The organism is Nonomuraea sp. NPDC049750, from assembly GCF_040659625.1.
Taxonomy (GTDB): domain Bacteria; phylum Actinomycetota; class Actinomycetes; order Streptosporangiales; family Streptosporangiaceae; genus Nonomuraea.
Window position 1 is genome coordinate 474,029 of record NZ_JBFANB010000005.1, and the last position, 20,895, is coordinate 494,923.

The 20,895-nt window shown below is 70.3% G+C and carries 23 protein-coding genes; 13 read left to right on the top strand and 10 right to left on the bottom strand.

The genetic code is table 11. The features are described from left to right. Positions 1-66: 66 nt before the first annotated feature. Complete coding sequence (locus AB0J16_RS17225) at positions 67-1,131, bottom strand: SDR family oxidoreductase (RefSeq protein ID WP_358539940.1); 1,065 nt, start codon at positions 1,129-1,131, stop codon at positions 67-69. A gap of 5 nt (positions 1,132-1,136) precedes the next feature. Then, positions 1,137-1,394 (bottom strand): hypothetical protein, encoded by a 258-nt coding sequence (locus AB0J16_RS17230; RefSeq protein WP_358539943.1) that lies wholly within the window; start codon positions 1,392-1,394, stop codon positions 1,137-1,139. A 55-nt stretch (positions 1,395-1,449) separates the two neighbouring features. On the opposite strand from AB0J16_RS17230, the gene AB0J16_RS17235 reads away from it, so the two are divergent. From AB0J16_RS17235 to AB0J16_RS17245, 3 genes are read left to right on the top strand one after another with little or no spacing between them, the layout of a single operon-like run. Beyond that, positions 1,450-2,442, top strand: a complete 993-nt coding sequence (locus AB0J16_RS17235; protein WP_358539945.1) for a DNA topoisomerase IB — start codon at positions 1,450-1,452, stop codon at positions 2,440-2,442. 47 nt (positions 2,443-2,489) lie between these two features. Further along, positions 2,490-2,738, top strand: a complete 249-nt coding sequence (locus AB0J16_RS17240; RefSeq protein WP_357950676.1) for a BON domain-containing protein — start codon at positions 2,490-2,492, stop codon at positions 2,736-2,738. After that, positions 2,731-3,456: a metallophosphoesterase gene (locus tag AB0J16_RS17245; RefSeq protein WP_358539948.1), complete on the top strand. Its 726-nt coding sequence runs from the start codon at positions 2,731-2,733 to the stop codon at positions 3,454-3,456. Before AB0J16_RS17240 ends, AB0J16_RS17245 begins: the two co-directional genes overlap by 8 nt. Before the next feature lie 12 nt (positions 3,457-3,468). Here AB0J16_RS17245 and AB0J16_RS17250 read toward each other — a convergent pair whose 3' ends face one another. From AB0J16_RS17250 to AB0J16_RS17260, 3 genes are all read right to left on the bottom strand, one after another. Then, positions 3,469-5,253 carry a SpoIIE family protein phosphatase gene (locus AB0J16_RS17250; protein WP_358539951.1) on the bottom strand — a complete coding sequence of 595 codons (1,785 nt, stop codon included), beginning with the start codon at positions 5,251-5,253 and terminating at the stop codon, positions 3,469-3,471. Positions 5,254-5,389: 136 nt separating this feature from the next. Beyond that, positions 5,390-5,539 carry a GPGG-motif small membrane protein gene (locus AB0J16_RS17255; protein ID WP_165959640.1) on the bottom strand — a complete coding sequence of 50 codons (150 nt, stop codon included), beginning with the start codon at positions 5,537-5,539 and terminating at the stop codon, positions 5,390-5,392. Between the two features lie 101 nt (positions 5,540-5,640). Further along, positions 5,641-6,126 carry a DUF1360 domain-containing protein gene (locus tag AB0J16_RS17260; RefSeq protein WP_358539954.1) on the bottom strand — a complete coding sequence of 162 codons (486 nt, stop codon included), beginning with the start codon at positions 6,124-6,126 and terminating at the stop codon, positions 5,641-5,643. Positions 6,127-6,212: 86 nt separating this feature from the next. On the opposite strand from AB0J16_RS17260, the gene AB0J16_RS17265 reads away from it, so the two are divergent. Beyond that, positions 6,213-6,809 carry a nucleotidyltransferase gene (locus AB0J16_RS17265; protein WP_358539957.1) on the top strand — a complete coding sequence of 199 codons (597 nt, stop codon included), beginning with the start codon at positions 6,213-6,215 and terminating at the stop codon, positions 6,807-6,809. Between the two features lie 79 nt (positions 6,810-6,888). On the opposite strand, the gene AB0J16_RS17270 is transcribed toward AB0J16_RS17265, so the two are convergent. Further along, entirely contained in the window at positions 6,889-7,233 is a 345-nt protein-coding gene (locus AB0J16_RS17270) for a PRC-barrel domain containing protein (protein ID WP_225291879.1), read from the bottom strand. A gap of 185 nt (positions 7,234-7,418) precedes the next feature. Here AB0J16_RS17270 and AB0J16_RS17275 point away from each other — a divergent pair, with 185 nt between their 5' ends. From AB0J16_RS17275 to AB0J16_RS17300, 6 genes are all read left to right on the top strand, one after another. Further along, positions 7,419-7,607 (top strand): hypothetical protein, encoded by a 189-nt coding sequence (locus AB0J16_RS17275; RefSeq protein WP_358539960.1) that lies wholly within the window; start codon positions 7,419-7,421, stop codon positions 7,605-7,607. Between the two features lie 40 nt (positions 7,608-7,647). Further along, positions 7,648-8,520, top strand: a complete 873-nt coding sequence (locus tag AB0J16_RS17280; RefSeq protein WP_358539963.1) for an SAM-dependent methyltransferase — start codon at positions 7,648-7,650, stop codon at positions 8,518-8,520. Between the two features lie 177 nt (positions 8,521-8,697). Beyond that, positions 8,698-9,732, top strand: a complete 1,035-nt coding sequence (locus AB0J16_RS17285; protein WP_358539966.1) for an EamA family transporter — start codon at positions 8,698-8,700, stop codon at positions 9,730-9,732. A gap of 167 nt (positions 9,733-9,899) precedes the next feature. Continuing rightward, positions 9,900-12,080, top strand: coding sequence for an accessory Sec system translocase SecA2 (secA2, locus tag AB0J16_RS17290; protein WP_358539969.1), 2,181 nt, complete (start codon positions 9,900-9,902; stop codon positions 12,078-12,080). Between the two features lie 45 nt (positions 12,081-12,125). Further along, on the top strand, positions 12,126-12,500 hold the full coding sequence (locus tag AB0J16_RS17295; protein WP_358539972.1) for a VOC family protein: 375 nt from the start codon (positions 12,126-12,128) through the stop codon (positions 12,498-12,500). A gap of 174 nt (positions 12,501-12,674) precedes the next feature. Further along, complete coding sequence (locus tag AB0J16_RS17300; RefSeq protein ID WP_358539975.1) at positions 12,675-13,565, top strand: hypothetical protein; 891 nt, start codon at positions 12,675-12,677, stop codon at positions 13,563-13,565. On the opposite strand, the gene AB0J16_RS17305 is transcribed toward AB0J16_RS17300, so the two are convergent. From AB0J16_RS17305 to AB0J16_RS17315, 3 genes are read right to left on the bottom strand one after another with little or no spacing between them, the layout of a single operon-like run. Further along, entirely contained in the window at positions 13,562-16,183 is a 2,622-nt protein-coding gene (locus AB0J16_RS17305; protein ID WP_358539978.1) for a hypothetical protein, read from the bottom strand. The two genes, AB0J16_RS17300 and AB0J16_RS17305, sit on opposite strands and share 4 nt — an antisense overlap. A 13-nt stretch (positions 16,184-16,196) precedes the next feature. After that, positions 16,197-16,376 (bottom strand): GNAT family protein, encoded by a 180-nt coding sequence (locus tag AB0J16_RS17310; RefSeq protein ID WP_358539981.1) that lies wholly within the window; start codon positions 16,374-16,376, stop codon positions 16,197-16,199. 9 nt (positions 16,377-16,385) lie between these two features. Then, entirely contained in the window at positions 16,386-16,775 is a 390-nt protein-coding gene (locus AB0J16_RS17315; RefSeq protein ID WP_358539984.1) for a GNAT family N-acetyltransferase, read from the bottom strand. 107 nt (positions 16,776-16,882) lie between these two features. Between AB0J16_RS17315 and AB0J16_RS17320 the strand changes: the two genes are divergently transcribed. Genes AB0J16_RS17320 through AB0J16_RS17330 form a run of 3 tightly spaced genes read left to right on the top strand, consistent with a single transcriptional unit; the run spans position 16,883 to position 20,330 of the window. Continuing rightward, positions 16,883-18,085 (top strand): acyl-CoA dehydrogenase family protein, encoded by a 1,203-nt coding sequence (locus tag AB0J16_RS17320; RefSeq protein ID WP_358539987.1) that lies wholly within the window; start codon positions 16,883-16,885, stop codon positions 18,083-18,085. Then, entirely contained in the window at positions 18,082-19,242 is a 1,161-nt protein-coding gene (locus AB0J16_RS17325; protein WP_357950716.1) for an acyl-CoA dehydrogenase family protein, read from the top strand. Before AB0J16_RS17320 ends, AB0J16_RS17325 begins: the two co-directional genes overlap by 4 nt. After that, positions 19,239-20,330, top strand: a complete 1,092-nt coding sequence (locus tag AB0J16_RS17330; RefSeq protein WP_358539990.1) for an acyl-CoA dehydrogenase family protein — start codon at positions 19,239-19,241, stop codon at positions 20,328-20,330. The genes AB0J16_RS17325 and AB0J16_RS17330 overlap by 4 nt, the downstream gene beginning before the upstream one ends. Here the strand turns inward: AB0J16_RS17330 and AB0J16_RS17335 are convergent. Further along, positions 20,289-20,879 (bottom strand): TetR/AcrR family transcriptional regulator, encoded by a 591-nt coding sequence (locus AB0J16_RS17335; protein ID WP_358539993.1) that lies wholly within the window; start codon positions 20,877-20,879, stop codon positions 20,289-20,291. The genes AB0J16_RS17330 and AB0J16_RS17335 overlap by 42 nt on opposite strands. Positions 20,880-20,895 lie beyond the last annotated feature (16 nt).

Consider the following 20,895-nt stretch of genomic DNA (forward strand, 5'->3'; position numbering starts at 1 on the left):
CCGCCGCCTACCCCATCGGGCTGCCTTAACGCCCCGGTCTGCCGCCCCGGCCGAGGACCGCGGGCCTCAACGCCCCGGTCTGCCGCCCCGGCCGAGGACCGCGAGGCCGGTCGCCGTCGCGGCGGCGGCCAGGGTGAGGAGCACCGCGCGCCGGTGCTGCGACAGCCAGAGCTGCGGGCTGCGGGCGTGCGAGCGCTTGTCGAAGCTGCCGTGCGCGCCGTAGTCGCGGTCGTCGTCCACGGGCTGCCAGAGGTTGGCCGCGCCGCTGGGCGGCTTCTCGTCCGTCACTTGGGAGTCCACGCCGGTCCGCGCCAGGTAGCGGTCCACCAGGGCGGGCGCGATCCGCTGCGCGAGCAGGGTGGCCGCGGTCGTGGCGCCGACCCAGTACTCCTTGCGCTCTGGATGCTCGGCGGCGTACACGATGCCGTGGGCCGCGACCTCGGGTTGGTAGATCGGCGGCACCGGCTGCGGGTGGCGGCGCAGCTTGCTGAGCACCCAGTCGAACTGGGGTGTGTTGACCGCCGGCAGCTGCACCATGGTGATCTTGACGTTGCTGCGGGCCGCCAGGAGCTCGACCCGTACCGACTCGGTGAAGCCCTTGATCGCGTGCTTGGCCCCGCAGTACGCCGACTGCAGCGGGATCCCCCGATACGACAGGGCCGAGCCGGTCTGGACGATGACGCCCCTGTTGCGGGGCCGCATCAGATCGAGCGCCACCCGCGTGCCCCAGACGTAGCCGAGGTAGGTGACCCTGGTCGTCCGCTCGAACTCCTCCGGGGAGACGTCGGAGAACCTGGCGAACACCGAGGAGAACGCCACGTTGATCCACACGTCGATCGGGCCGATCTCCGCCTCGATGCGCTCGGCCGCCTGACGTACCTGGTCGTACTCGGCCACGTCCGCCTCATAGACCTGCCCGCTCCCGCCCGCGACGGCGACGTCCACGGCAGCGGCGCCCAGGCCGGTCGTCCCGCGGGCGATCAGCGCCACCTTGGCGCCTTTCGCCCCGAGTTCGCGCACCACGGCGCGGCCCACGCCGCCGCTCGCGCCCGTCACCACGACCACGCGGCCACGCAGGTCGTCGGTGATTTCCGTCTTGGTGGTCAGATTCTCGGCACTCTGTGGCGCCATGAAGGTCAACCCGCCTCTCCTGATCTACCGCGGTGCTGCCGCCGGACGGCCAGCACCATGTCAATGACCGTGGCGATCGCCGCCACGACCGCGATGCCCGTCATCACCGGGGCCCTGGCGATGACGCCGAGCACGGCGAACGCGAACAGGAACATCAAGATGAAGGAGCCCACCCTGATGTGCGCCACATCGCGCGGTGTCGCGGGGACCATCGCGTGGGATCGCTCATCCCGGCTCTCTTCCCAACCGTTGTTCTCAGGCATATGGGCCACCTGCCCCTGCCGTTTGCCGCGTAACGTCGCGGGTAGCCGCGCTGGCGTGCCTGAACTACGGCCGAGTGACCAGAACGAGCCGGGGATCGCGCGCCGCCGGCGCGGTCGCGGGTTCAGCTACCACCGGCCCGGCGGCGGCGCGGTGCGCGACGCCGGGACGCTGAGCCGGATCAGGGCGCTGGCCATCCCGCCGGCGTGGACCGACGTGTGGATCTGCGCCTCGCCGGACGGGCACCTCCAGGCGGTCGGTACCGACGCCGCCGGGCGCAGGCAGTACCGCTACCACGACGACTGGCGCGAGCAGCAGGACCGGGAGAAGTTCGACCGGGTGCTGGAGCTGGCCGAGCGACTGCCGGCCTTCCGCGAGAGCGTCGAGAAGCAGCTCTCCGGGCGCGGGCTGACCAGGCAGCGGGTGCTCGCCGCCGCCGCGCGGCTGCTCGACGTGGGCTTCTTCCGGGTCGGCGGCGAGAGCTATGACTCCTACGGCCTGGCGACGCTCAAGATGGAGCACGTGTCCTGCGGCAAGGGCGTGATCACCTGCTCGTACCCCGCCAAGGGCGACATCGCCCGCGAGATCGAGGTGGCCGACCCGGGGGCGTGCGCGGTGATCAGATCGCTCAAGAGGCTCAGGGCCGAGGGCGAGCTGCTGCGTTACCGGCACAACGGCGGCTGGGCCGACGTACGCAGCGAGGACATCAACGACTACCTGCGCGAGACGATCGGCTACGAGGTGACCGCGAAGGACTTCCGCACCTGGCACGCGACCGTGCTGGCCGCCGTGGGGCTGGCGGTCTCCATCCACGCCGGGACCGGCAAACGGGCGATCACGCGGGTGATGAAGGAGGTGGCCGAGTATCTAGGCAACACCCCCACGGTCGCTCGCGAATCCTACGTCGACCCGCGGGTGATCAAGGCGTACGACCGGGGCAAGACGATCGCGGGAGCGCTGACCGAGCTCGGCGCCGACGCCGGCTTCGGCCAGCTGGCCACGCGTGGCCCGGTGGAACGGGCGGTCATCGGCCTGGTACGCGCCGTTTGAGCGGTTTCCCGCTGGGCATGCGGCGTCTGGAGAAGGAGGAAGTTGCGATGGAAGCTCCGCAGTACGTCGCGGCCAGGGTCCAGCGGGCGCTGGCCGAGGATGCGCGCACGCACGAGCTCGGCATCCGGGTCGACATCAGAGGCGATCAGCTGTTCCTGCGCGGCCAGGTGGACGGCGCCGAACAGCGCGAACGGCTCGGGGCGGTGGCCCACGAGACGGCGCCGGCCCTCCACCTGCACAACGAGATCAAGATCGTGGAAATCATCGAGCCCGGAGAGGATGAGCACCTTGACTGACCTGCGTATAGCGGCCGTGGGGGATGTTCACCTGGGCGAGGACAGCCGGGGCCACTACCGGAAACATCTGGAGGGCATCGAGGAGCGCGCCGACGTGCTGATGCTGGCGGGCGACCTGACCCGCCACGGCACGCTGGCGGAGGGCCGGGTGGTCGCCGACGAGTTCCGCGACCTGCCCGTCACCGTCGTCGCCGTGCTTGGCAACCACGACTACCACTCCGACCAGCAGTACGAGATCGCTTCGGAGCTCCGCGACGCCGGGGTGACGGTGCTCGACGACGACGGCGCCGTGCTCCAGTGCGGCGAGGCGAAGCTGGGCGTGGTCGGCGGCAAGGGCTTCGGCGGCGGGTTCGCGGGCAAGAGCGCGAGCGAGTTCGGCGAGCGGGAGATCAAGAACTTCGTGGCGCACACCCGGCACATCGCCGAGGCGTGGAAGGTGGCGCTGAAGGAGGTTCAGGCCGATCATCGCCTGGTGCTGTCGCACTACTCGCCGATCAAGGAGACGCTGGAGGGCGAGCCGCCCGAGATCTACCCGTTTCTCGGTAGCTACCTGCTGGCCGAGGCGGTCGACACCGCCGGGGCGGACCTTTTCGTGCACGGGCACGCGCACAAGGGCACCGAGAAGGGCATGACACCGGGCGGGATCAGGGTCCGCAACGTGGCCCTGCCGGTGCTCGGCAGGGCGTACGGGGTCTACTGCCTCGACGACTGCGACTGACCGATCGACTGATCACAGGATGCGGGCGGCGACGATGCAGACGTCGTCGTCCGAGGCCCGGCCGCCCAGGTGCGACAGCACGCAGTCGATCATCTTCTCCGGGTCGTCGCCGACGCACTGGCTCCCGGCCTGGGCGAGGGCGGCGATCCCGGCGTCGAGGTCCTGGCTTCTCCGTTCGATGACGCCGTCGGTGTAGAGCACCAGGGTGTCGTCGGCCTCCAGCCGCGTGGTGGCCAGGCCGTACTGGGCGGCCTCGAAGGCGCCCAGCATGGTGCCGGGCACGCCTTCGAGCAGCTCGGCGCGGCCGTTCCTGACCAGGACCGGCGGCGGATGGCCGGCGTTCGTCCAGGTCAGCGTGCGGTCCGCGGGGTCGAAGTGGCCGATGATCGCGGTGCCGGTGACGGTCACACCCTCGTTGGAGTGGACGAGCAGGTCGTTCAGCCAGGTAGTGAGCTGGTTGGCGGGCGCGTGCGTGTAGGCCAGGCCGGCCAGCGCCGAGCGCATCTGCAGCATGAGGCTCGCCGCCGCCAGACCGTGGCCCATCGCGTCGCCGATCGCCAGCAGCACCCTGCCGTCGGGGATGGGATGGGCCTTGAACCAGTCGCCGCCCAGCCGGGCCAGCTCCTCACCGGGCAGGTAGCGCACCCCGATGGACAGGCCGGGCAGCTGCATCAGCCCCCGGCGTACCGGCAGGATCGTGTTCTGGAGTTGGACGGTGACGCGGTGCTCCTCCTCGGCCCGCTCCCGCTGCCGGGAGGCCTGCGCGTGGGCCACGGCCAGGGCCCGCTCCCTGCGGCGGTTCTTGGTCACGTCCTGGACGAGGAAGCGCACCTTGACGGGCAGCCCGTCGGTGTCGAGCACCGGCTCGCTGACCACGCTGAGATGCCGCAGCCCGTGCCGGTGATGGATGCGGAACTCCGTCTCGACCGCCTCGCTGTGCTCCAGGAGGGTGCGCAACTGGTCGTCCACGATGGACAGGTCCTCGGGCACCACCACGAGGGGCAGTTCCTCCAGGGGCATCGGGCCCTCGCCGTGTTCCCTGCCGAACATCTCGTACATCTGCGGCGTCCACAGCGTCCGCTCGGTGGCCAGGTTCCATTCGCCCCAGCCCAGCTCGGCCAGCCGCTGCGCCCGCTCCCAGCCGGCGACCAGCACTTCCTCATCGTCCAGCGCGCGCCAGGTGACCAGCAGCCCGTTGTCCATACGCACCGCGCGGACGGTCATCGTGGCCGGCCAGAGCAGGTGGTCCCGCGCCTCGACGAACTCCAGCGGCCCCCGGTGCAGCGTCTCACCGGTCTCCAGGACCTGCAGGAGGTCGTCGAACAGCCCCGAGTTTGCCGCGCCGGGGCTGGTCTCGATGAGGCGGCGCCCGCGCAGCTCCTCGGGCGTCCGACCGGCCGGCTCGCCGGCCTGCTGGTTGGCGGCGGCGATCAGGAAGTCCACGACGCGGCCCGTGGCATCGCGCACGGGGGTGAGGAAACAGGCCGGGACGTGCACGCTTTCGAGGACTCCGGTGACCCAGCCGGGCAGCTTCGGTGGCTCGACGGGCTTGTCGGGCGGCCGATCGACCCCCATGGCGACCTCGACGAGCGAGATCCCACTGTCGTGCGCCATCCGTGACAGCTCGTCGGCCGCTTCCGCGGGCCTGATGTTCAGCCGTATCGCCAGCCGGGCGGTGGCCTCGTCGACGATCGCCTCGTTACGCATCCGGCGACGCAGCCGCGTCAGCAGCTCGCGAATCCCGGCGGCCGCCGCGCCACAGTCGTAGCGGCCGCCGAACGGCGGGTAATTGCTCACATCCTTCCCATTCCCTACCAGAGGGCGAGAAAGAGGTGCATACGTTGCGATATTTCAGCAAAGAGTGGACAGTCCACTGAGCCGGACTCGGAGACCGGCCCAGTGGAAGGGACGGTGTGACGGGGCGTCAAGCCCCTTACACATTGAAGATGCTGACACCGCCGGGACCCACCAGGAAGCCGAGTACGATGAGTACGATTCCCCAGAGAAGGTCGCGCCGGGCCAGGATCACATAGATCCCGGAGATGACGAGTATGACGGCGATGATCCAGAGCAAAGTAGCCATGAACCGCCTCTGCCCTCAGCCATCGGCCTTTAACATGCTTTTCTCCGAACCACCAGGTAGAAAGGTGTATGAGCCATTTTCTTGGCCTGCGAAGGGGCTCGTTAATCGGTCGCCTTGATGAGCTTGGCGTAGCCCAACTGGAGCCAGTCCGCGACGGCCACCGCGGTCATCGTCGCACCCGCCAGCCGGGTGAACCGGGGCGCGAAGACCATCCCGGCCGCGTACACCGTCGCCGCCCACTGGGCGATGCAGAACGGGCAGCCGAGCAGTTCGCCGATCGTGTTGCGGGGCGTCTCCTGTAGTTCGGCGGGCCCGCTCACGCCCTCGTAGCGGGTGAAGGGCGCCCGTATCGGGCTGGTCACCGGATCCTTGGCGATCAGCCGCGCCACCTTGTGCGTGCAGGCGGCCATCAGCGCCACGTCCATGAACCCGACGCGCTCGGGCGGCCGCCGCCCGGTGAGCGCGGCGGCCGCCACCGCCGTCGCCACCGCGCCGCCGTAGACGGCCATGATCCGTGCGTACGTGCCGAGTGGCCGGTCGTGCTCGCCTTCGTAGTCCCGTTCTGTCTGCTCCAGGAAGTCGGTCATAGGGGCAGGCGCTACCCTCGGCCTCCCGCTCTACTCCGCCGGTCGGGGTAACGCCTACTTGTCGATCGTCCGGGTAGCCCGATCCCATGGGCAGCCATAGTCATGCGGTCACTGATGCCATCCTCGACACACTCAAGCGCGCGAGTTCCGGATTGAAGGACGCGGGGGTGAAATTCGCCCTGGCGGGCGGCTGTGCGGCCTATGCCAGAGGTGCGGCTCCTTCGCTGCACGACGTTGATTTCGTACTGACCGAGCATGACGTGCCGGCCGCGTTGGAGGCTCTGCGGGGGATCGGCTTCAAGACCGCCAAACCGCCGGAGGACTGGCTGGTCAAGGCATTCGACGAGGACCGGCTGGTCGATCTGATCTTCCGGGTGTCCGACCAGGCGATCACTGACGAGCTCCTCGACCGGGCCGAGCCGATGACGGCGTCGGCGGTCATCGTGCCCGTGCTGGAGGCGACCGACCTGGTGATCTCGTGGCTGTTGCCGCTGTCGGAGCACGCCTGCGACTACGGGGCGCTGCTGCCCCAGGTGCGGGCCCTGCGCGAGCAGGTCGACTGGCCCCGGGCGGCCGCCGTGGTCGCCGGATCGCCGTACGCCACGACGTTCATCACGCTGCTCGAACGCCTGGGCGTGCTGGAAGCGCCGGTGAAGGCGAACGGAGACCCGCACTGGCCGTGACCATATGCCGCACTGGCGGTCGTGAGACGGCGAGAGCCGCGCCCGGGGTCGGGCGCGGCTCTCGTCTTGTGCGCGGAGCTTAGTGCGGGAAGCGGCCGTAGTAGTCACCCAGCCGCGTCCTGTACTCGGGCTCCTTGAAGCTGCCCTCGTCGAACTCGGGCGCGTCCTTGATCTCGGCCTTGGTACGCGAGACGTAGACGTTGCGCTCCTGCGGGTCGATACGTGTGACGACCTTGGCAGGGAGCATCACCTTCTTGCCGAAGATCCACGGACCGGTGTCGACGATGATGTAGCTCTCGCCGACCTCGTACGTGGCCTCATCGACGGACCCGATTTTCCCGTCCGTCGCCTGGACGTGGTAACCCACGAGGTCCAGACTCTGGCCGCGATTGTAGACGTCAGGCTGATAGTCCCAGAGCTCCATGGCTCATCCTCTCTCCGTCTTTCGTCTTTTCTCGGGCAGGCCCTCCGCTACCCCGTCTATGGCCGCTAAACACCGCGCTCTCGTATAGCGGCTGTCAATGAGCCGTCAAGGCGGCCGGGCGACCCTCCTCATGACGAAGGGGGCGAATCACATGAAGAATCGGCTGTACGAACTCGACGGGCATCGTGTTCAACAGGATCGGCGGCGCGGTCGACAAGTACGTTCTGCTCTTCGTGCTCATCGCGGTGATGGGCGCGGCGGCCTACGCCGTGCACCGCTTCGTCGAACGGCCGCTGGCCCCCGCGCTCAAGCGTCTGATGGCTCCCCGGCGGCAGCCCACCAAGGTGGCCAGCAGTTTCGGAATGGCCAGCTAGCGGATAACATCCGCGTCACAGATGAGGCGAAAGGGGACAGGTGACTCTCGGGTCCGAGTGGGCGCCTCCCGGCGTGGACAGCACCACGCCGAGCGTCGCGCGGGTGCACGACGCCCTCCTGGGCGGCACCGAGAACTTCGCCGCCGACCGGGCCATCGCCCGCCGCCTGAAAGAGGCGGTGCCCGAGGTGGTGAACCTCGTCTGGTGCGACCGCGCCTTCGTCGGCCGGGTCGTCGACTTCTTCGTCCGTGAGGCCGGGATCCGGCAGATCATCGACCTGGGGTCCGGGCTGCCCACGATCGAGAACACCCACGAGGTCGCCCAGTTCGCCGACCCCTCCGTGCGGGTCGTGTACGTCGACTCCGACCCCATGGTCGAGCCGCACGCGCGGGCGATCCTGAACGGGAACGAGAACGCGCTGGCGATCACCGAGGACGCCAGGGACGCGGCGGCCGTGCTGCGGCATCCGAGGCTGACGCGGCTCATCGACCTCTCGCAGCCCGTCGGGCTGATGGCGATCGGGCTGCTGCACCTGTTCCCCGACAGGGACGATCCGCACGGGCTGGTCAAGCGATACATGGACGCGCTGGCGCCGGGGAGCTACCTGGCGGCCTCCAACATGCTGGCCTCGGTCAGCCCGCAGGCCCAGGCGCTGGAAGCCATGCTGCACGCGACGATGGGGACGGGCTACTTCCGGTCGCGGGAAGAGGTCGAGCGCTTCTTCGACGGGCTGGTGCTGGAGGAGCCCGGGGTGGTGCACTTCCCGGAGTGGCGGCCGGACGAGCGGTTGCCGGGGCCGTTGGCCACGTGGGAGGCGCTCCTGCTGGGCGGCGTGGCCCGCAAACCCGCCTCAGCTGTCGGAAGCCTGGCTGACGTCCGTGCGCTGGCCTCCGACGTCCGGGAACCTGGCTGAATCGTGACGGATTGTCGGCGCTAGAGTGGGCGTCGTGCCGCGTCGACTGATCTGTTCCCCTCCGCCCGCCGAGTAGCGGGCGGCTTTTCCCGATTTTTCCGGATCTGACCAGATCTGGGGGTGGCTGCTGCCCGCGCGCCGGGCCCACTTCCACCACTCCATCCGGAGAGATCAGTCATGTCCCATGTCTCCGCGCGGCGGGGCGCCTTCTTCATGTCCGTGGCCGCGACCGCCTGGGGCACCGGCGGCGCCGCCGGTTCCCTGCTCTTCCAGTCGGGCGGGCTCGGCCCCGTCGACGTCTCGTTCTGGCGCTACCTTCTGGGCGCTGCCTTCCTGTACGTCACCACCCGCCTCACCGCGACCGCCGTCCGGCGAGCCGCCGTTCGGCCGGCCATCGTTCGGCCGGTCGTTGTTCGGCCGGGTGATGTCGGCGGGCGTCGGCCTTTCCTGCAGTGGGCGCGTTTCGACCGGCGGCTTCTGGTCGTCGGGGTCGGGATGGCCGTCTATCAGACGGCCTACTTCGGCGCGATCGCCCAGTCCGGCGTGGCCATCGCCACGGTGGTCACGATGGGTGCCACGCCGGTGTTCACCGCTCTGGGCGGCCGCTACCTCCTGGGGGAGCGCATCACCCGCACCTCGCTCGCCGCGCTGGCTGCGGCGCTGGGCGGGCTGCTCCTCCTCACCGGTGAGAGCGCCTTCACCGGGGAGAGCGCCCTCATCGGGCAGAGCACCCTCTCCGGGGTGAGCGCCGTCCTCTCCGGGAGTGTCGGCGGTGGGCGGGCGGCCGGGATCGTGCTCGCTCTGGTGTCCGCCGCAGGGTACGCCGGTGTGACCGTCTATTCGCGCCACCACCGCGACGACCCCCAGCGCACGGCCATGGGCGGGTTCGCCGTCGCGGCCGCTTGCCTGGCCCCGTTCGCCCTGGTCGACGGAGTGCTGCCGACGGGCGGGGCGACCCCTGTCGCCCTGCTGCTCTACCTGGGCGCCGTGCCGACCGCGCTCGCGTACGGGCTGTTCTTCCGCGCCCTGACCACGCTCAACGCCACGACCGTCTCCATCATCTCGCTCGGCGAGGCGGTTGGCGCGGCCGTGCTCGGCGTGGTGCTGTTCGGTGAGCGGCTCACGCCCATGGCATGGTGCGGATGCGCGTTGCTGCTGGCGGCGGTGGTCGTTCCGGCCGTTCAAGCAGGGCGTACTACAGAGAAGGATTAGTGGTCGCGGAGCGGAGTGGCGATTGCGGCCGTCCTATGAGTTAGGGTCCGGTACGGCGATGCTTGCCGTACCGTCGCTCCGCTCCCGATAGAGCGCACTTGACACTAAATGGGAACGGCGCTGACAAAGCATGCGTTGGAGGGATTGTGGCGTCGATTTCCGGAATAGTGAGAAACCTCCTGGATCGTCCGGGCGGGGTGAACCTCAGCCCGTACAAAAAGATCGTCAAGGCGGCGGGCGAACGAGCCGAACGCGTCAGCGCGCTCGAAGAGTTGCCCAGGCCGAAAATGGATGATCTGGCGGAGTTCTGCGCTGTAGCGCGGGAGGCGGCCGACCGGACGCTCGGGCTCAGGCCGTACGACGTGCAGCTTCTGGGCACGCTCGCCCTCCTCGACGGGCAGATCGCCGAGATGGCGACCGGTGAGGGCAAGACGTTGTCGGGGGCGATGGCCGCGGCCGGCTACGCGCTGCAGGGCAAGCGCGTGCACGTGATGTCCGTCAACGACTACCTGGCCAGGCGCGACGCCGAGTGGATGGCGCCGTTCTACGAGGCCATGGGCGTCTCGGTGGGCTGGATCGACCAGAACTCCACGCCCGACGAGCGGCGCGCGGCCTACGCGCAGGACGTGACGTACGGACCCGTCAGCGAGATGGGCTTCGACGTGCTGCGCGACCGGCTGCGCACCGACGCGGCGGAGATCATCGTGCCCGCGCCCGAGGTGGCGCTGGTCGACGAGGCCGACTCGGTGCTCGTGGACGAGGCGCGGGTGCCGCTGGTCATGGCGGGGGCGGCCGACGAGGGCAGTGCGGTGCCCGAGATGGCCGCGCTGGTCAGGCAGCTGATCCGGGGCTACCACTACGAGATCGACGACCAGGCGCGCAACGTCTACCTGACGACCAAGGGCGCCGACAGCGTCGAGGGCATGCTGGACGTCGAGCTGTACGACGAGAACGAGCCCGGCACGCTGATCGAGCTCAACCTGGCCCTGCACGCCCACGCCCTGCTCACCCGCGACGTCGACTACATCGTGCGCGACGGCAAGGTCCAGCTCATCAACCCCTCACGCGGCCGGGTGGCCGTGCTCCAGCGCTGGCCCGACGGCCTGCAGGCGGCCGTGGAGGCCAAGGAGACGCTGCCGCCCAGCGAGAAGGGCGAGATCCTCGACTCGATCACCGTCCAGGGCCTGATCCGGCGTTATCCGCAGATTTCCGGCATGACGGGCACGGCGGTCGCCGTCAGCGAGCAGCTCGGCGAGTTCTACGGCCTCAAGGTCGCGGTGATCCCGCCCAACCGGCCGTGCGTCAGGAAGGACGAGCCGGACCGCATCTATCCCACCGTTCCGGACAAGGACGCCGCGCTGGTCGAGGAGATCCAGGAGGCGCACGCCACCGGCCGGCCCATCCTCATCGGCACGCTGGACGTGGCCGAGTCGGAGAACCTGGCCAAGCTCCTGCAGCGGCGCGGCCTGGAGCCCGTCGTGCTCAACGCCAAGAACGACGCCGAAGAGGCCGCGATCATCGCCAAGGCCGGCGAACGCGACGCCATCACCGTCTCCACGCAGATGGCCGGCCGCGGCACCGACATCCGGCTCGGCGACGGCGTGGCCGAGCTGGGCGGCCTGTACGTGATCGGCTCGGGCCGCCACGCGAGCAGCCGCCTGGACGACCAGTTGCGCGGTCGCGCGGGCCGTCAGGGCGATCCCGGCGCCTCGGTGTTCTTCGTCAGCATGCAGGACGATCTCATCACCCAGTTCGTCCCCGACGAGCGCCCGCCCGCGGCCGACGCCGACGGCCTCGTACGCCACCGCCGCGGCCCCTACCTCGTGGCCCACGCCCAGCGGGTCGCCGAGGGCGTGAACCTGGAGATCCACCGCAACACGTGGCGCTACACCCGCCTGCTGGAGCACCAGCGCGAGCTCATCCTGGAGTGGCGCGACAAGGTCCTGCACGGCGACTCGGCGGCCAAGGCGCTGGCCGAGGCCGACCCCGAACGCTGGGAGGCGCTGCCGGAGGACACCCGCGACGAGACGGCCAGGCAGATCGTGCTGCACGCGATCGACCGCTGCTGGACCGAGCACCTGGCGTTCCTGACCGACCTGCGCGAGGGCATCCACCTGCGGGCGCTGGGCCGGATGAACCCGATCGACGAGTTCCACCGGGAGGCCGTGGCGGAGTACAAGTCACTGCTGTCGGAGGTCGAACGCCGCTCGGTCGAATCGTTCGAGGCACCAGAGCCCGATCTCAAGCGCCCCACCGCGACCTGGACCTATTTGGTGCAGGACAACCCGTTCGGTACGGAGTGGGACAGGATCCTCAAGCGTGTGACATCGGCCACTCGTCGCGGCTAGGCGTACCTGACAAAAGATGGCAGGTATGGCTGCGAACCTTCCATCATGACAACTCACGCGAAGCTCATCGCCTTCACCATCGACTGTGCCGAGCCCAAGAGGCTGGCCGAGTTCTGGCACCAGGTGACCGGGCTGGACATCCAATACTCCGAGGACGAATACGCCGCGGTGGGCGACGGGACGACGAACATCTACTTCGGCCGCGTCGCCGACCGCAAGCCGGTCGAGTGGCCCAGCTCGGACAAGCAGTTCCATCTCGACTTCCGGGTGCCGGATGTGGAGCGGGCGGTGGAGGAGTACATCGCCCTGGGGGCGACGAAGCCCGCTTTCCAGCCCGGGGTCACGGACGGGAAGGTCGGGTGGATCGTGATGCAGGACCCGGAGGGGCACGCGTTCTGTGTCTGCCCCGAGAAGTCCTGAAAAATCCTGACACGTCCCGTCGTCCCGCCGTGTGGCTGGGGTGATGGACCGGACTGGTGCGGCGGTACGTCCGTGATGAGGGATGTCTGGCCAAAAGGATGATTCAAGCACTTAGCTTCCCTCATAAGCTGGTGCAATGCTCTTGGAAGGATCCATGTCCCTGCGCGGGCGCCGATGACCTGGGTCGGTCTCGTGATCGCGCTGGCCGGGGCACTCGGATACGCGTTCGGCGCGGCGCTGCAACAGTACGAAGCCGTGGCGGAGGGCGCCTCCCTCAGACTGGTGAAGCGCCCTCGCTGGTGGATCGGCGGGGTCATCGGCTTCGTCGGCGCGTCCCTGCACGCCGTGGCGCTGAGCCTCGCGCCGCTGGTCGCCGTACAACCGATCAGTGTGGCCACTCTGGTGTTCGCGGTGCCGCTCGCCGCGCTGATGTACGGTCGCCGCCCGTACAAGGCGGAGATCCTCGGCTCCATCGCGGTGGCCGTCGGATTGCTCTGGCTCATGGTGCTGGTCCCGGCGCACAACGTCAGACCGAGTCTCGGCAGCGGGGCCGCGATCGGTTTCATCGTCGTGATCGGCCTGATCGTGCTCGCCGCCGAACTGTTCGCCAACAGGCTGCGCGGGCCAGGCAAGGCTCTCGTCCTGTCCGTGGGCGCCGGCGCCGTGACGGCGAGCGTGTCAACGTTCGTCCGGGCGGTCGGCGGTGGCATGAACGGGGACTGGGGCAGGCTGTTGCACTGGTTCACACTCGTCATACCTGTGCTGCTGGTCGGCGCGGTCGTGATGCTGCAACGCTCTTACGCGGTGGGCTACTTCGGCATCGCGTACGCGGGCGTACAGGTCGTGGACCCGATCACCTCGGTGCTCGCGGGCGCGATCCTCCTCGGCGAACCACTGCCGACCAGCCCGTCCACGGCGGTCCCGGCCATACTGGCGGCCGCACTCACCATCGGGGGAACGATCACACTCGGGCGACTGGCCCCTGACCACTCCCAGCCTGTCGGGGTGGACGCCACCCGAGGATCTCGTTCATTGACCACCACCTCAGAGCTGACCCCGAGCTAGCACACCGGTCGATACGGCACCTCTGCCAGATAACGGTCCCAATCGGTCCGGGACAGCCCTCCGTACCGGCCGCAGATCGACGCCGCCGACCCGGCCGGATCCGGGGGCGGGGTCGCGTGGGCGAGGTCGATGGTGACGACCGTGCCGTGGCCGGCCAGTACGCGCAGCCAGCGTCCGCCCGGCGCGAGAGCGGCCTGGACGGGACGGTCGGCGCCGGCCGCCGGGACCTGACGGTCCGTGAGACGGGTGCCGTCCGAGACCCGCCAGACCCGCACGCGGTCGCTGTCAGTGCTGGCCAGGAGCTGGCCGTCGGCGCTGAAGGTGAGGCTGCCGGGAGAGGGCCGGAGCCGCACCGGGAGCACGGGCACGCCGTCCAGCGTGTAGATCTGCACCCCGGTCTCCTCGGCGATCGCCACCCGTTCACCCTCGGGACTGAACACCGTGTACTCCCACGGCATCCGATCCAGCCAGGGCGCCGGCGTACGGGCGCCACGGCCGGACAGGCGGACCACCTCCGAACGCGTTCCCGCGAATACCAGCGCCACCTTGTCACGCGGCCCCACCACCGCGTACCGGCCGACGAACGCGGCCCGGCCGGTCCGCAGGTTCCAGGCCCATCGCTCGCCCGACTGACGGGCCGCGGCGAACAGCAGCCCGCCCCCCGGACTGAACCAGGCCGCCTGCTGTCCCGGCGCGCCCAGCCCCCGGCCGAAGGGCCGTCCCACGCCCGCGCCCGAAGTCGTGTCCCACAGGTAGGACCGGTCGACGCCGACGAGCGCCAGTGTCCGGCCGTCGGGGGACCAGGCCAGCGCCCGCACGCTCTGGGCGGGACCGGCGGTCATGGCCAGCTGCCTGCGGGAAAGGGGGTCGTACACCCGGATCGTCCCGTCGGTCAGCGCGGCCAGCCGGGTGCCGTCGTCGCTGAGGGCGTCGAGCGAGTGCGGACCGCCGTAGGGGTCGGCGAACACGTCCACCGCCGGATCGGCCGCCGAGTCCGCCAGCGCGGCACGGGCCTCCGCGACCGGGGCCAGGCGCCACGCGGCCAGACTCAGCCGGCGCGCCGTCACCGGATCGGCCGCCCGCATTGCCCGCGCCCTGGACGCCGCCACCCTCGCCATCGCCTGGTCCAGCCGCCCGTCGGCGCTGCCCTCGCGCCAGACGGCGACGACGACCGCCGCCAGGACCGCCACGAGCGTCACCGACGCCAAGGCCGCCATGGCCCGCCGCCGACCGCGGGCTCGCCCGCGTACCAGCGCGCGTCCGCCGTCCAGGAACGCCTGCTCGGCGGCGCTCAGCGTCACGCGCCGCCGCCCGCTCGCCGCCCACGCCAGCGCCCGGTCCAGGTCGTCATCCTGGAACAGATCGCTCTCCCGCCGGCCGCCAGCCTCCCACCGCCGCGCCGCCTTGGTCAGGTCGCGGTGTACGGCGAGGCCGTCGCGTTCGGCGTCCAGCCACTCGTGCAGGCGCGGCCAGGCCCGCAGGAGCGCCGCCTGGGCGATGACCAGGCCGCCCGCGTCGGTGCCGCTCCGGTCGATGCCCACCCCATCCGCGTCGGTGCCGCTCCGGTCGATGCCCACGCCGCCCGTGTCGGTGTCGCTCTGGTCGATCAGCCCCGCTTCCGTGTACGCCCTGAGGACCCGGTCCATGGCGGCCTGTTCCGGAGGGCGGCCGGTGACCAGCTCGGTACGGGTGGCGCGACGGCGGGTGTCGGTGCCGTCGGCCGCCATGCCGACCAGACGTAGGAACACCTCGGGCACCAGATCCTGGTCCGCCCGGCTGAGCTGGAGGTAGAGGCGTTCCGCCCGCGTGCCCAGTGGGGGGTCGTCCACCGGCTCGGGAGGGAGCAGGCGCCCCTGCTGCGACTGCGGCACGTCGAGCAGGGACAGCAACAGCTGGTGCGCGCTCGGCCGCCGGTCCGGATCCCGGCGCAGCGCCGCCAGCACGAGCTCCCGAAGCGGCCGATCGAACCGATCGAGCAGCCGCTCGGGCCGCCCAGGCCGGCCCACTTGAGCGGGCTGGCCGGGCGGGACGGGCTGGCCGGGCGGGACGGGTTGTACGGACTGGTCGGGCTGAGCGGGCTGAGCGGGCAGGCCGGGGGGCTGGCCCGGCGACGGGTCCAGCCCGTCCGGTGGTGCGGGGCCGTACGCCGCGAACACCAGCAGCCTGCCCCAATCCCGCACATCCCCTGGCGGCCCACTCCCGTCGGTCGCGGTCCCGAGCCCGACGAGCCGCGGCCCCTCGGCCCCCAGGACGACCCGGTCCGGCGTGAGCCCTCCGTGCACCGCCCCGGCCTCGTGGATCGCCGCCAGCGCCGTCGCCGTGGCCGCCGCCAGCCGGTACAGGTCGTCCCCGCCGTACGGCCCCCGCCGCCCGACCACCTCCGCCAGCGTCGGCCCGGGCACGTACTCGCTGACCAGATACGGCGCGTCCCCGTCGAGACAGGCGTCCACCACCCGCGCGACGCACAGCGACCGGACCTGTAAGGCCGCCTTGACGGGGCCCTGGGGTCGCGCGGGGAGGCGGGTGAGCGCATATCGAGTGCCCGACTCGTCGTAGGCGTCATGGACGGCACCGCCGAGCCGGGAGCCTAACCAGTAGCCCCCCAGCCGGTCAGTCATGCGGCCCTTTCGGCTAACGGATCAGGCGAGCTCGGTGGTCCGGCCACTCCTCTTCGAGGATGCCGAAATAGACCGTGTCGCGCCAGGTGCCGTCCGGCCTCCTGCGCTGGCGGCGCAGCGTCCCCTCGTGCACACCGCCGATGCGCTTGATGGCGTTCTGCGAACGTAGGTTGAGGACGTCCGTCTTGAGCAAGACGCGGTTTTAGCCCAGCTTGTCGAAAGCATGGTCGATGAGCAACACCTTGCAGGCGGTGTTGACAGCGGTACGCCAGACCGTCCGGCCGTACCAGGTCCAGCCGATCTCGATGCTCTTCTCGAACCCGGGCACGTCGCCGTACGTGGTCCAGCCGACGGCCAGCCCCGACGACCGGAGCACGACCGCGAACGGGATGTGCTTGTCGTCCGAGATGAGGCCCTGAGCGAGCCCCGCCAGCTCCGACTCGGCCTGCGGCGGCTTGGCGGGCATCCAGCGCCAGACCTCCTCATCCCCGCCGCCGGCCAGGAACAGGTCGGGAATGTGCTCCATCGTCAACGGCTCAAGGCGGACGACGTCGTTCTCGAGCACCACAGGGGAGGGCAGGTTCGCGGTCATAGCGGTCACCCTAAAAGAAGATCCGGATCACCTTTACGGCCACCTGAGCCGGTTTCCCGGCGACCACCTGTCGACACTCATACCGGCCGGTCGGTAGGCTCCGGGGTATGGACTTCGCCTTCGACAGTGTCACCGAGGACCTGCGTGAGCGCCTGCTGCTCTTCATGGACGAATGCGTCTATCCGGCCGAAGCCGCCTTCGAGGAGCAGGCCGCGACCAGCGGATGGAGCTCCCCGCCGCTCGTCGCCGACCTCAAGGACGAGGCCAGGAAGCGCGGCCTGTGGAACCTGTTCCTGCCGGGAGAGCACGGCGCGGGGCTGACGAACCTGCAGTACGCGCCGCTGGCCGAGATCATGGGCCGCAGCCCCAACCTCGCCCCGGTGGCCACCAACTGCGCCGCGCCCGACACCGGCAACATGGAGGTCCTCTCCATGTTCGGCAACGAGTGGCAGCGCAAGGAGTGGCTGCAGCCGCTGCTCGACGGGCAGATCCGCTCGGCGTTCGCGATGACCGAGCCCGACGTGGCCTCCTCCGACGCCACGAACATCGCCACCTCCATCGCCCGCGACGGCAACGAGTACGTCATCAACGGCCGCAAGTGGTTCATCTCCGGCGCGATGAACCCCGACTGCAAGATCTTCATCCTCATGGGCAAGACCAACCCCGACGCGCCCAAGCACCGCCAGCAGAGCATGGTCCTGGTGCCGCGTGACACGCCCGGGATGCAGATCAAGCGCGGCATGCACGTCTTCGGCTACAGCGACGCCGACCACGGCGGCCACGCCGAGATCGTCTTCGAGGACGTAAGGGTGCCGGTCGACAACCTGATCGGCGAGGAGGGCGGCGGCTTCGCGATCGCCCAGGCCAGGCTCGGGCCGGGCCGCATCCACCACTGCATGCGGCTGATCGGCATGGCCGAGCGCGCCGTCGAGCTGATGTGCCGCCGGGCGCTGGCGCGTACGACGTTCGGCAAGCCCATCGCCCAGCAGGGCGTGATCCAGGAGTGGATCGCCGAGTCCCGCATCCGGATCGAGCAGCTGCGGCTGCTCGTGCTCAAGACGGCCTGGCTCATGGACACCGTCGGCAACCAGGGCGCCCACACCGAGATCCAGGCCATCAAGATCTCGACCCCGATCGCCGTGGAATGGATCCTGGACAAGGCGATCCAGGTGCACGGCGCGGGCGGCGTCTCGCAGGACTTCCCCCTGGCGGGGCTCTGGGCGGGAGCCAGGTCGCTGCGCCTGGCCGACGGCCCCGACGAGGTGCACAAGCGCTCACTCGCCTACCGCGAACTGAAGAGGTACATGTGAACGAGGCGGAGATCAAGGAGCGCGTCGACGCGCTCCTCGGCGCCAATGATCCGAAGAACCGGCTGGAGTTCCTGCGGGCCAGGTTCGACGCCGGGCTGGCGTGGGTGTGGTTCCCCGAAGGGCTCGGCGGCCTGGGCGTGTCGCGGGACCTGCAGCAGGTCGTCGAGCGCGAGCTCGCCGACACGCCGCAGCTCAACACCGGCGTGCAGGGCATCGGCCTGGGCATGGCGGCGCCGACGGTCCTGGCGTTCGGCACCGAGGAGCAGCGGCGCCGTTTCCTGCGGCCCCTATGGACGGGCGAGGAGATCTGGTGCCAGCTCTTCAGCGAGCCGGGCGCCGGGTCCGATCTGGCGACGCTGGCCACGAGGGCGGTCAGGGACGGCGACGAGTGGGTCGTCGACGGCCAGAAGGTCTGGACCTCAGGCGCGCACCACGCCCGGTGGGCGATCCTCGTCACCCGTACCGACCCGGACGTGCCCAAGCACCGCGGCATGACGTACTTCATCTGCGACATGCACGCGCCGGGCGTCGAGGTGCGCCCGCTGCGGCAGATCACGGGGGAGGCCGAGTTCAACGAGGTCTTCCTGACCGGCGTGCGGCTCTCCGACGACCTGCGGCTCGGTGAGGTCGGCGACGGCTGGCGGGTCGCCCAGACCACGCTGATGAACGAGCGCGTGGCGATCGGCGGCGCTCCCGTACGGCGCGGCGGCGGCATGATCGGGCCGGTGCTCGACACCTGGCGCGAGCACCCCGAGCTGCGCACCCACGACCTGCACCAGCGGCTGCTGTCGCTGTGGGTCGAGGCGGAGGTGACTCGCCTGTCCGGAGTACGCCTGCGCGAACAGCTCGTCGCCGGGCACCCCGGTCCTGAGGGGTCGGGCATGAAGCTGTCGTTCGCCAAGCTGAACCAGGAGCTGTCCGGCCTCGACATCGAGCTCAGGCGGGACCTCGGCTACGACGACTGGACCTTCCGCCGATCGGAGGACCTCGACTTCTACGGGCGTGGCGCCGGCTACCGCTACCTGCGTGCCAAGGGCAACTCGATCGAGGGCGGCACCTCGGAGATCCTGCGCAACATCATCTCCGAACGGGTGCTCGGCCTGCCCTCAGAACCCCGCGTCGACAAGGACGTCCCTTGGAAGGACCTGCCACGATGACCCTGCTGTACTCGGAGGTCGAGGAGGAGCTGCGCGCCGCCGTGCGCGGGCTGCTCGCCGACCGCTGTCCGCCCGCCGCGGTGCTCAAGCGGGTGGAGTCCGACCCCTACGACCTCGACCTGTGGAAGACGCTCGCGGGGGAGATCGGGGTGGCGGGCCTGCTCATTCCCGAGCAGTACGGCGGGGCGGGCGCGTCGGCCCGTGAGGCCGCCGTCGTGCTGGAGGAGCTCGGCCGGGGTGTCGCGCCGGTGCCGTTCTTCACCAGCGCCGTGCTGGCCACCCAGGCGCTGCTGGCGACGGGCTCGGCCGACCTGCTGGGCGGGCTGGCCGAGGGGCGGACGACCGCGGCCCTGGTGGTGTCGTTCGCCGCCTCGCCGTACCGGCCGGGGCGGGGCTCGTCGGTGAGCCTGGACGGCGGGACGCTGTCCGGAACCGTGTCCGCGGTCGCGGGGGCGGAGGTGGCCGACGTGCTGCTGGTGCCGGTCGGCGGCGAGCTGTACGCGGTCGAGGCCGCCGACGCCGCCGTCCAGGTCGTACCGTCGCTGGACCTGACCCGTCCGGTCGCGACGGTCACCTTCTCGGCGTCGCCCGCCCGGTCGCTGGGCCCGTGCGACCTGGTCGAGGTGCTGCGGTCCGGCGCCGGGCTGCTCGCCTCCGAGCAGCTCGGGGTGGCGGGGTGGTGCCTGGACACCACGCTCGCCTACGTCAAGGAACGCCACCAGTTCGCCCGCCCGATCGGCTCGTTCCAGGCGATCAAGCATCGGCTGGCCGATCTCTGGCTCGACGTGGTCAGGGCGCGGGCCGCCGCGCGGGCCGCGGCGAGTGACGATTCGGCCGTGACGGTCGCCGTGGCCCAGGCGTGGAACGCGGGTGTGGCCGTACACGCGGCTGAGGAGGCCCTCCAGCTGCACGGCGGGATCGGGATGACCTGGGAGCATCCCCTGCACCTCTACCTCAAGCGTGCCAAGGCCACAGAGACGGCGCTCGGCACGCCCGGCGACCACCGGGAGGCGCTGGCATCACTGGCCGACGTGCCGGCGCCGGCCTCACTCGTCGGCGAGCCCGGCCCCGAGCGAGGTCAGCAGTAGGTCGGCGAAGTGCTTGCCCACCTGGGCGCCGGTGAGTGGTCCGTCCGTGTGGAACCAGCTGCCCAGGTGGTGCACCGAGCCGAAGAAGTAGTCGACGACCAGCTCGGCCGGGACGCGTTCGCTGAACAGCCCCTCGCGCTGGCCCTCGATCACCAGGTCGCGGAAGCGCTCGTGGTAGCGGCGGCGCTCGGCGCGTACGGTCTTGCGGGTCTCGGGCGCCAGCAGGTGCATCGAGCGGAAGAAGATCTTGGAGTCGTCGAGGTTCGCGGTGGTGGTCTCGATGACGTCGGCCGCCGCCGCGTGCAGCCGCTCGGCGACCGTCCCGGGGCCGTCGGCGATGTGGGTCAGGCGCTCCATCTGCATGCGCAGCACACGCGCGTAGATCTCGTGCAGCAGATCATCTTTGGAGTCGAAATAGTGGTACATGGCGCCCTTGGTGACGCCGGCGGCCACGACGATCTCCTGCACGGACGCGCCCTCGAAGCCCCGCTCCGCGAACAGCCGGGTCGCCTCGCTCAGCAGCCTCCTGCGTACCGGTTCTTCCTTCACGTGCCACAGCATACCG

Excerpts from the sequence above, each read along its gene's own strand:
- AB0J16_RS17225 (WP_358539940.1), bottom strand. The coding sequence starts at position 1,131 with ATGGCGCCACAGAGTGCCGAGAATCTGACCACCAAGACGGAAATCACC.
- AB0J16_RS17230 (WP_358539943.1), bottom strand. The coding sequence starts at position 1,394 with ATGCCTGAGAACAACGGTTGGGAAGAGAGCCGGGATGAGCGATCCCAC.
- AB0J16_RS17240 (WP_357950676.1), top strand. The coding sequence starts at position 2,490 with ATGGAAGCTCCGCAGTACGTCGCGGCCAGGGTCCAGCGGGCGCTGGCC.
- AB0J16_RS17255 (WP_165959640.1), bottom strand. The coding sequence starts at position 5,539 with ATGGCTACTTTGCTCTGGATCATCGCCGTCATACTCGTCATCTCCGGG.
- AB0J16_RS17260 (WP_358539954.1), bottom strand. The coding sequence starts at position 6,126 with ATGACCGACTTCCTGGAGCAGACAGAACGGGACTACGAAGGCGAGCAC.
- AB0J16_RS17265 (WP_358539957.1), top strand. The coding sequence starts at position 6,213 with ATGGGCAGCCATAGTCATGCGGTCACTGATGCCATCCTCGACACACTC.
- AB0J16_RS17270 (WP_225291879.1), bottom strand. The coding sequence starts at position 7,233 with ATGGAGCTCTGGGACTATCAGCCTGACGTCTACAATCGCGGCCAGAGT.
- AB0J16_RS17285 (WP_358539966.1), top strand. The coding sequence starts at position 8,698 with ATGTCCCATGTCTCCGCGCGGCGGGGCGCCTTCTTCATGTCCGTGGCC.
- AB0J16_RS17295 (WP_358539972.1), top strand. The coding sequence starts at position 12,126 with ATGACAACTCACGCGAAGCTCATCGCCTTCACCATCGACTGTGCCGAG.
- AB0J16_RS17300 (WP_358539975.1), top strand. The coding sequence starts at position 12,675 with ATGACCTGGGTCGGTCTCGTGATCGCGCTGGCCGGGGCACTCGGATAC.
- AB0J16_RS17305 (WP_358539978.1), bottom strand. The coding sequence starts at position 16,183 with ATGACTGACCGGCTGGGGGGCTACTGGTTAGGCTCCCGGCTCGGCGGT.
- AB0J16_RS17315 (WP_358539984.1), bottom strand. The coding sequence starts at position 16,775 with ATGACCGCGAACCTGCCCTCCCCTGTGGTGCTCGAGAACGACGTCGTC.
- AB0J16_RS17320 (WP_358539987.1), top strand. The coding sequence starts at position 16,883 with ATGGACTTCGCCTTCGACAGTGTCACCGAGGACCTGCGTGAGCGCCTG.
- AB0J16_RS17330 (WP_358539990.1), top strand. The coding sequence starts at position 19,239 with ATGACCCTGCTGTACTCGGAGGTCGAGGAGGAGCTGCGCGCCGCCGTG.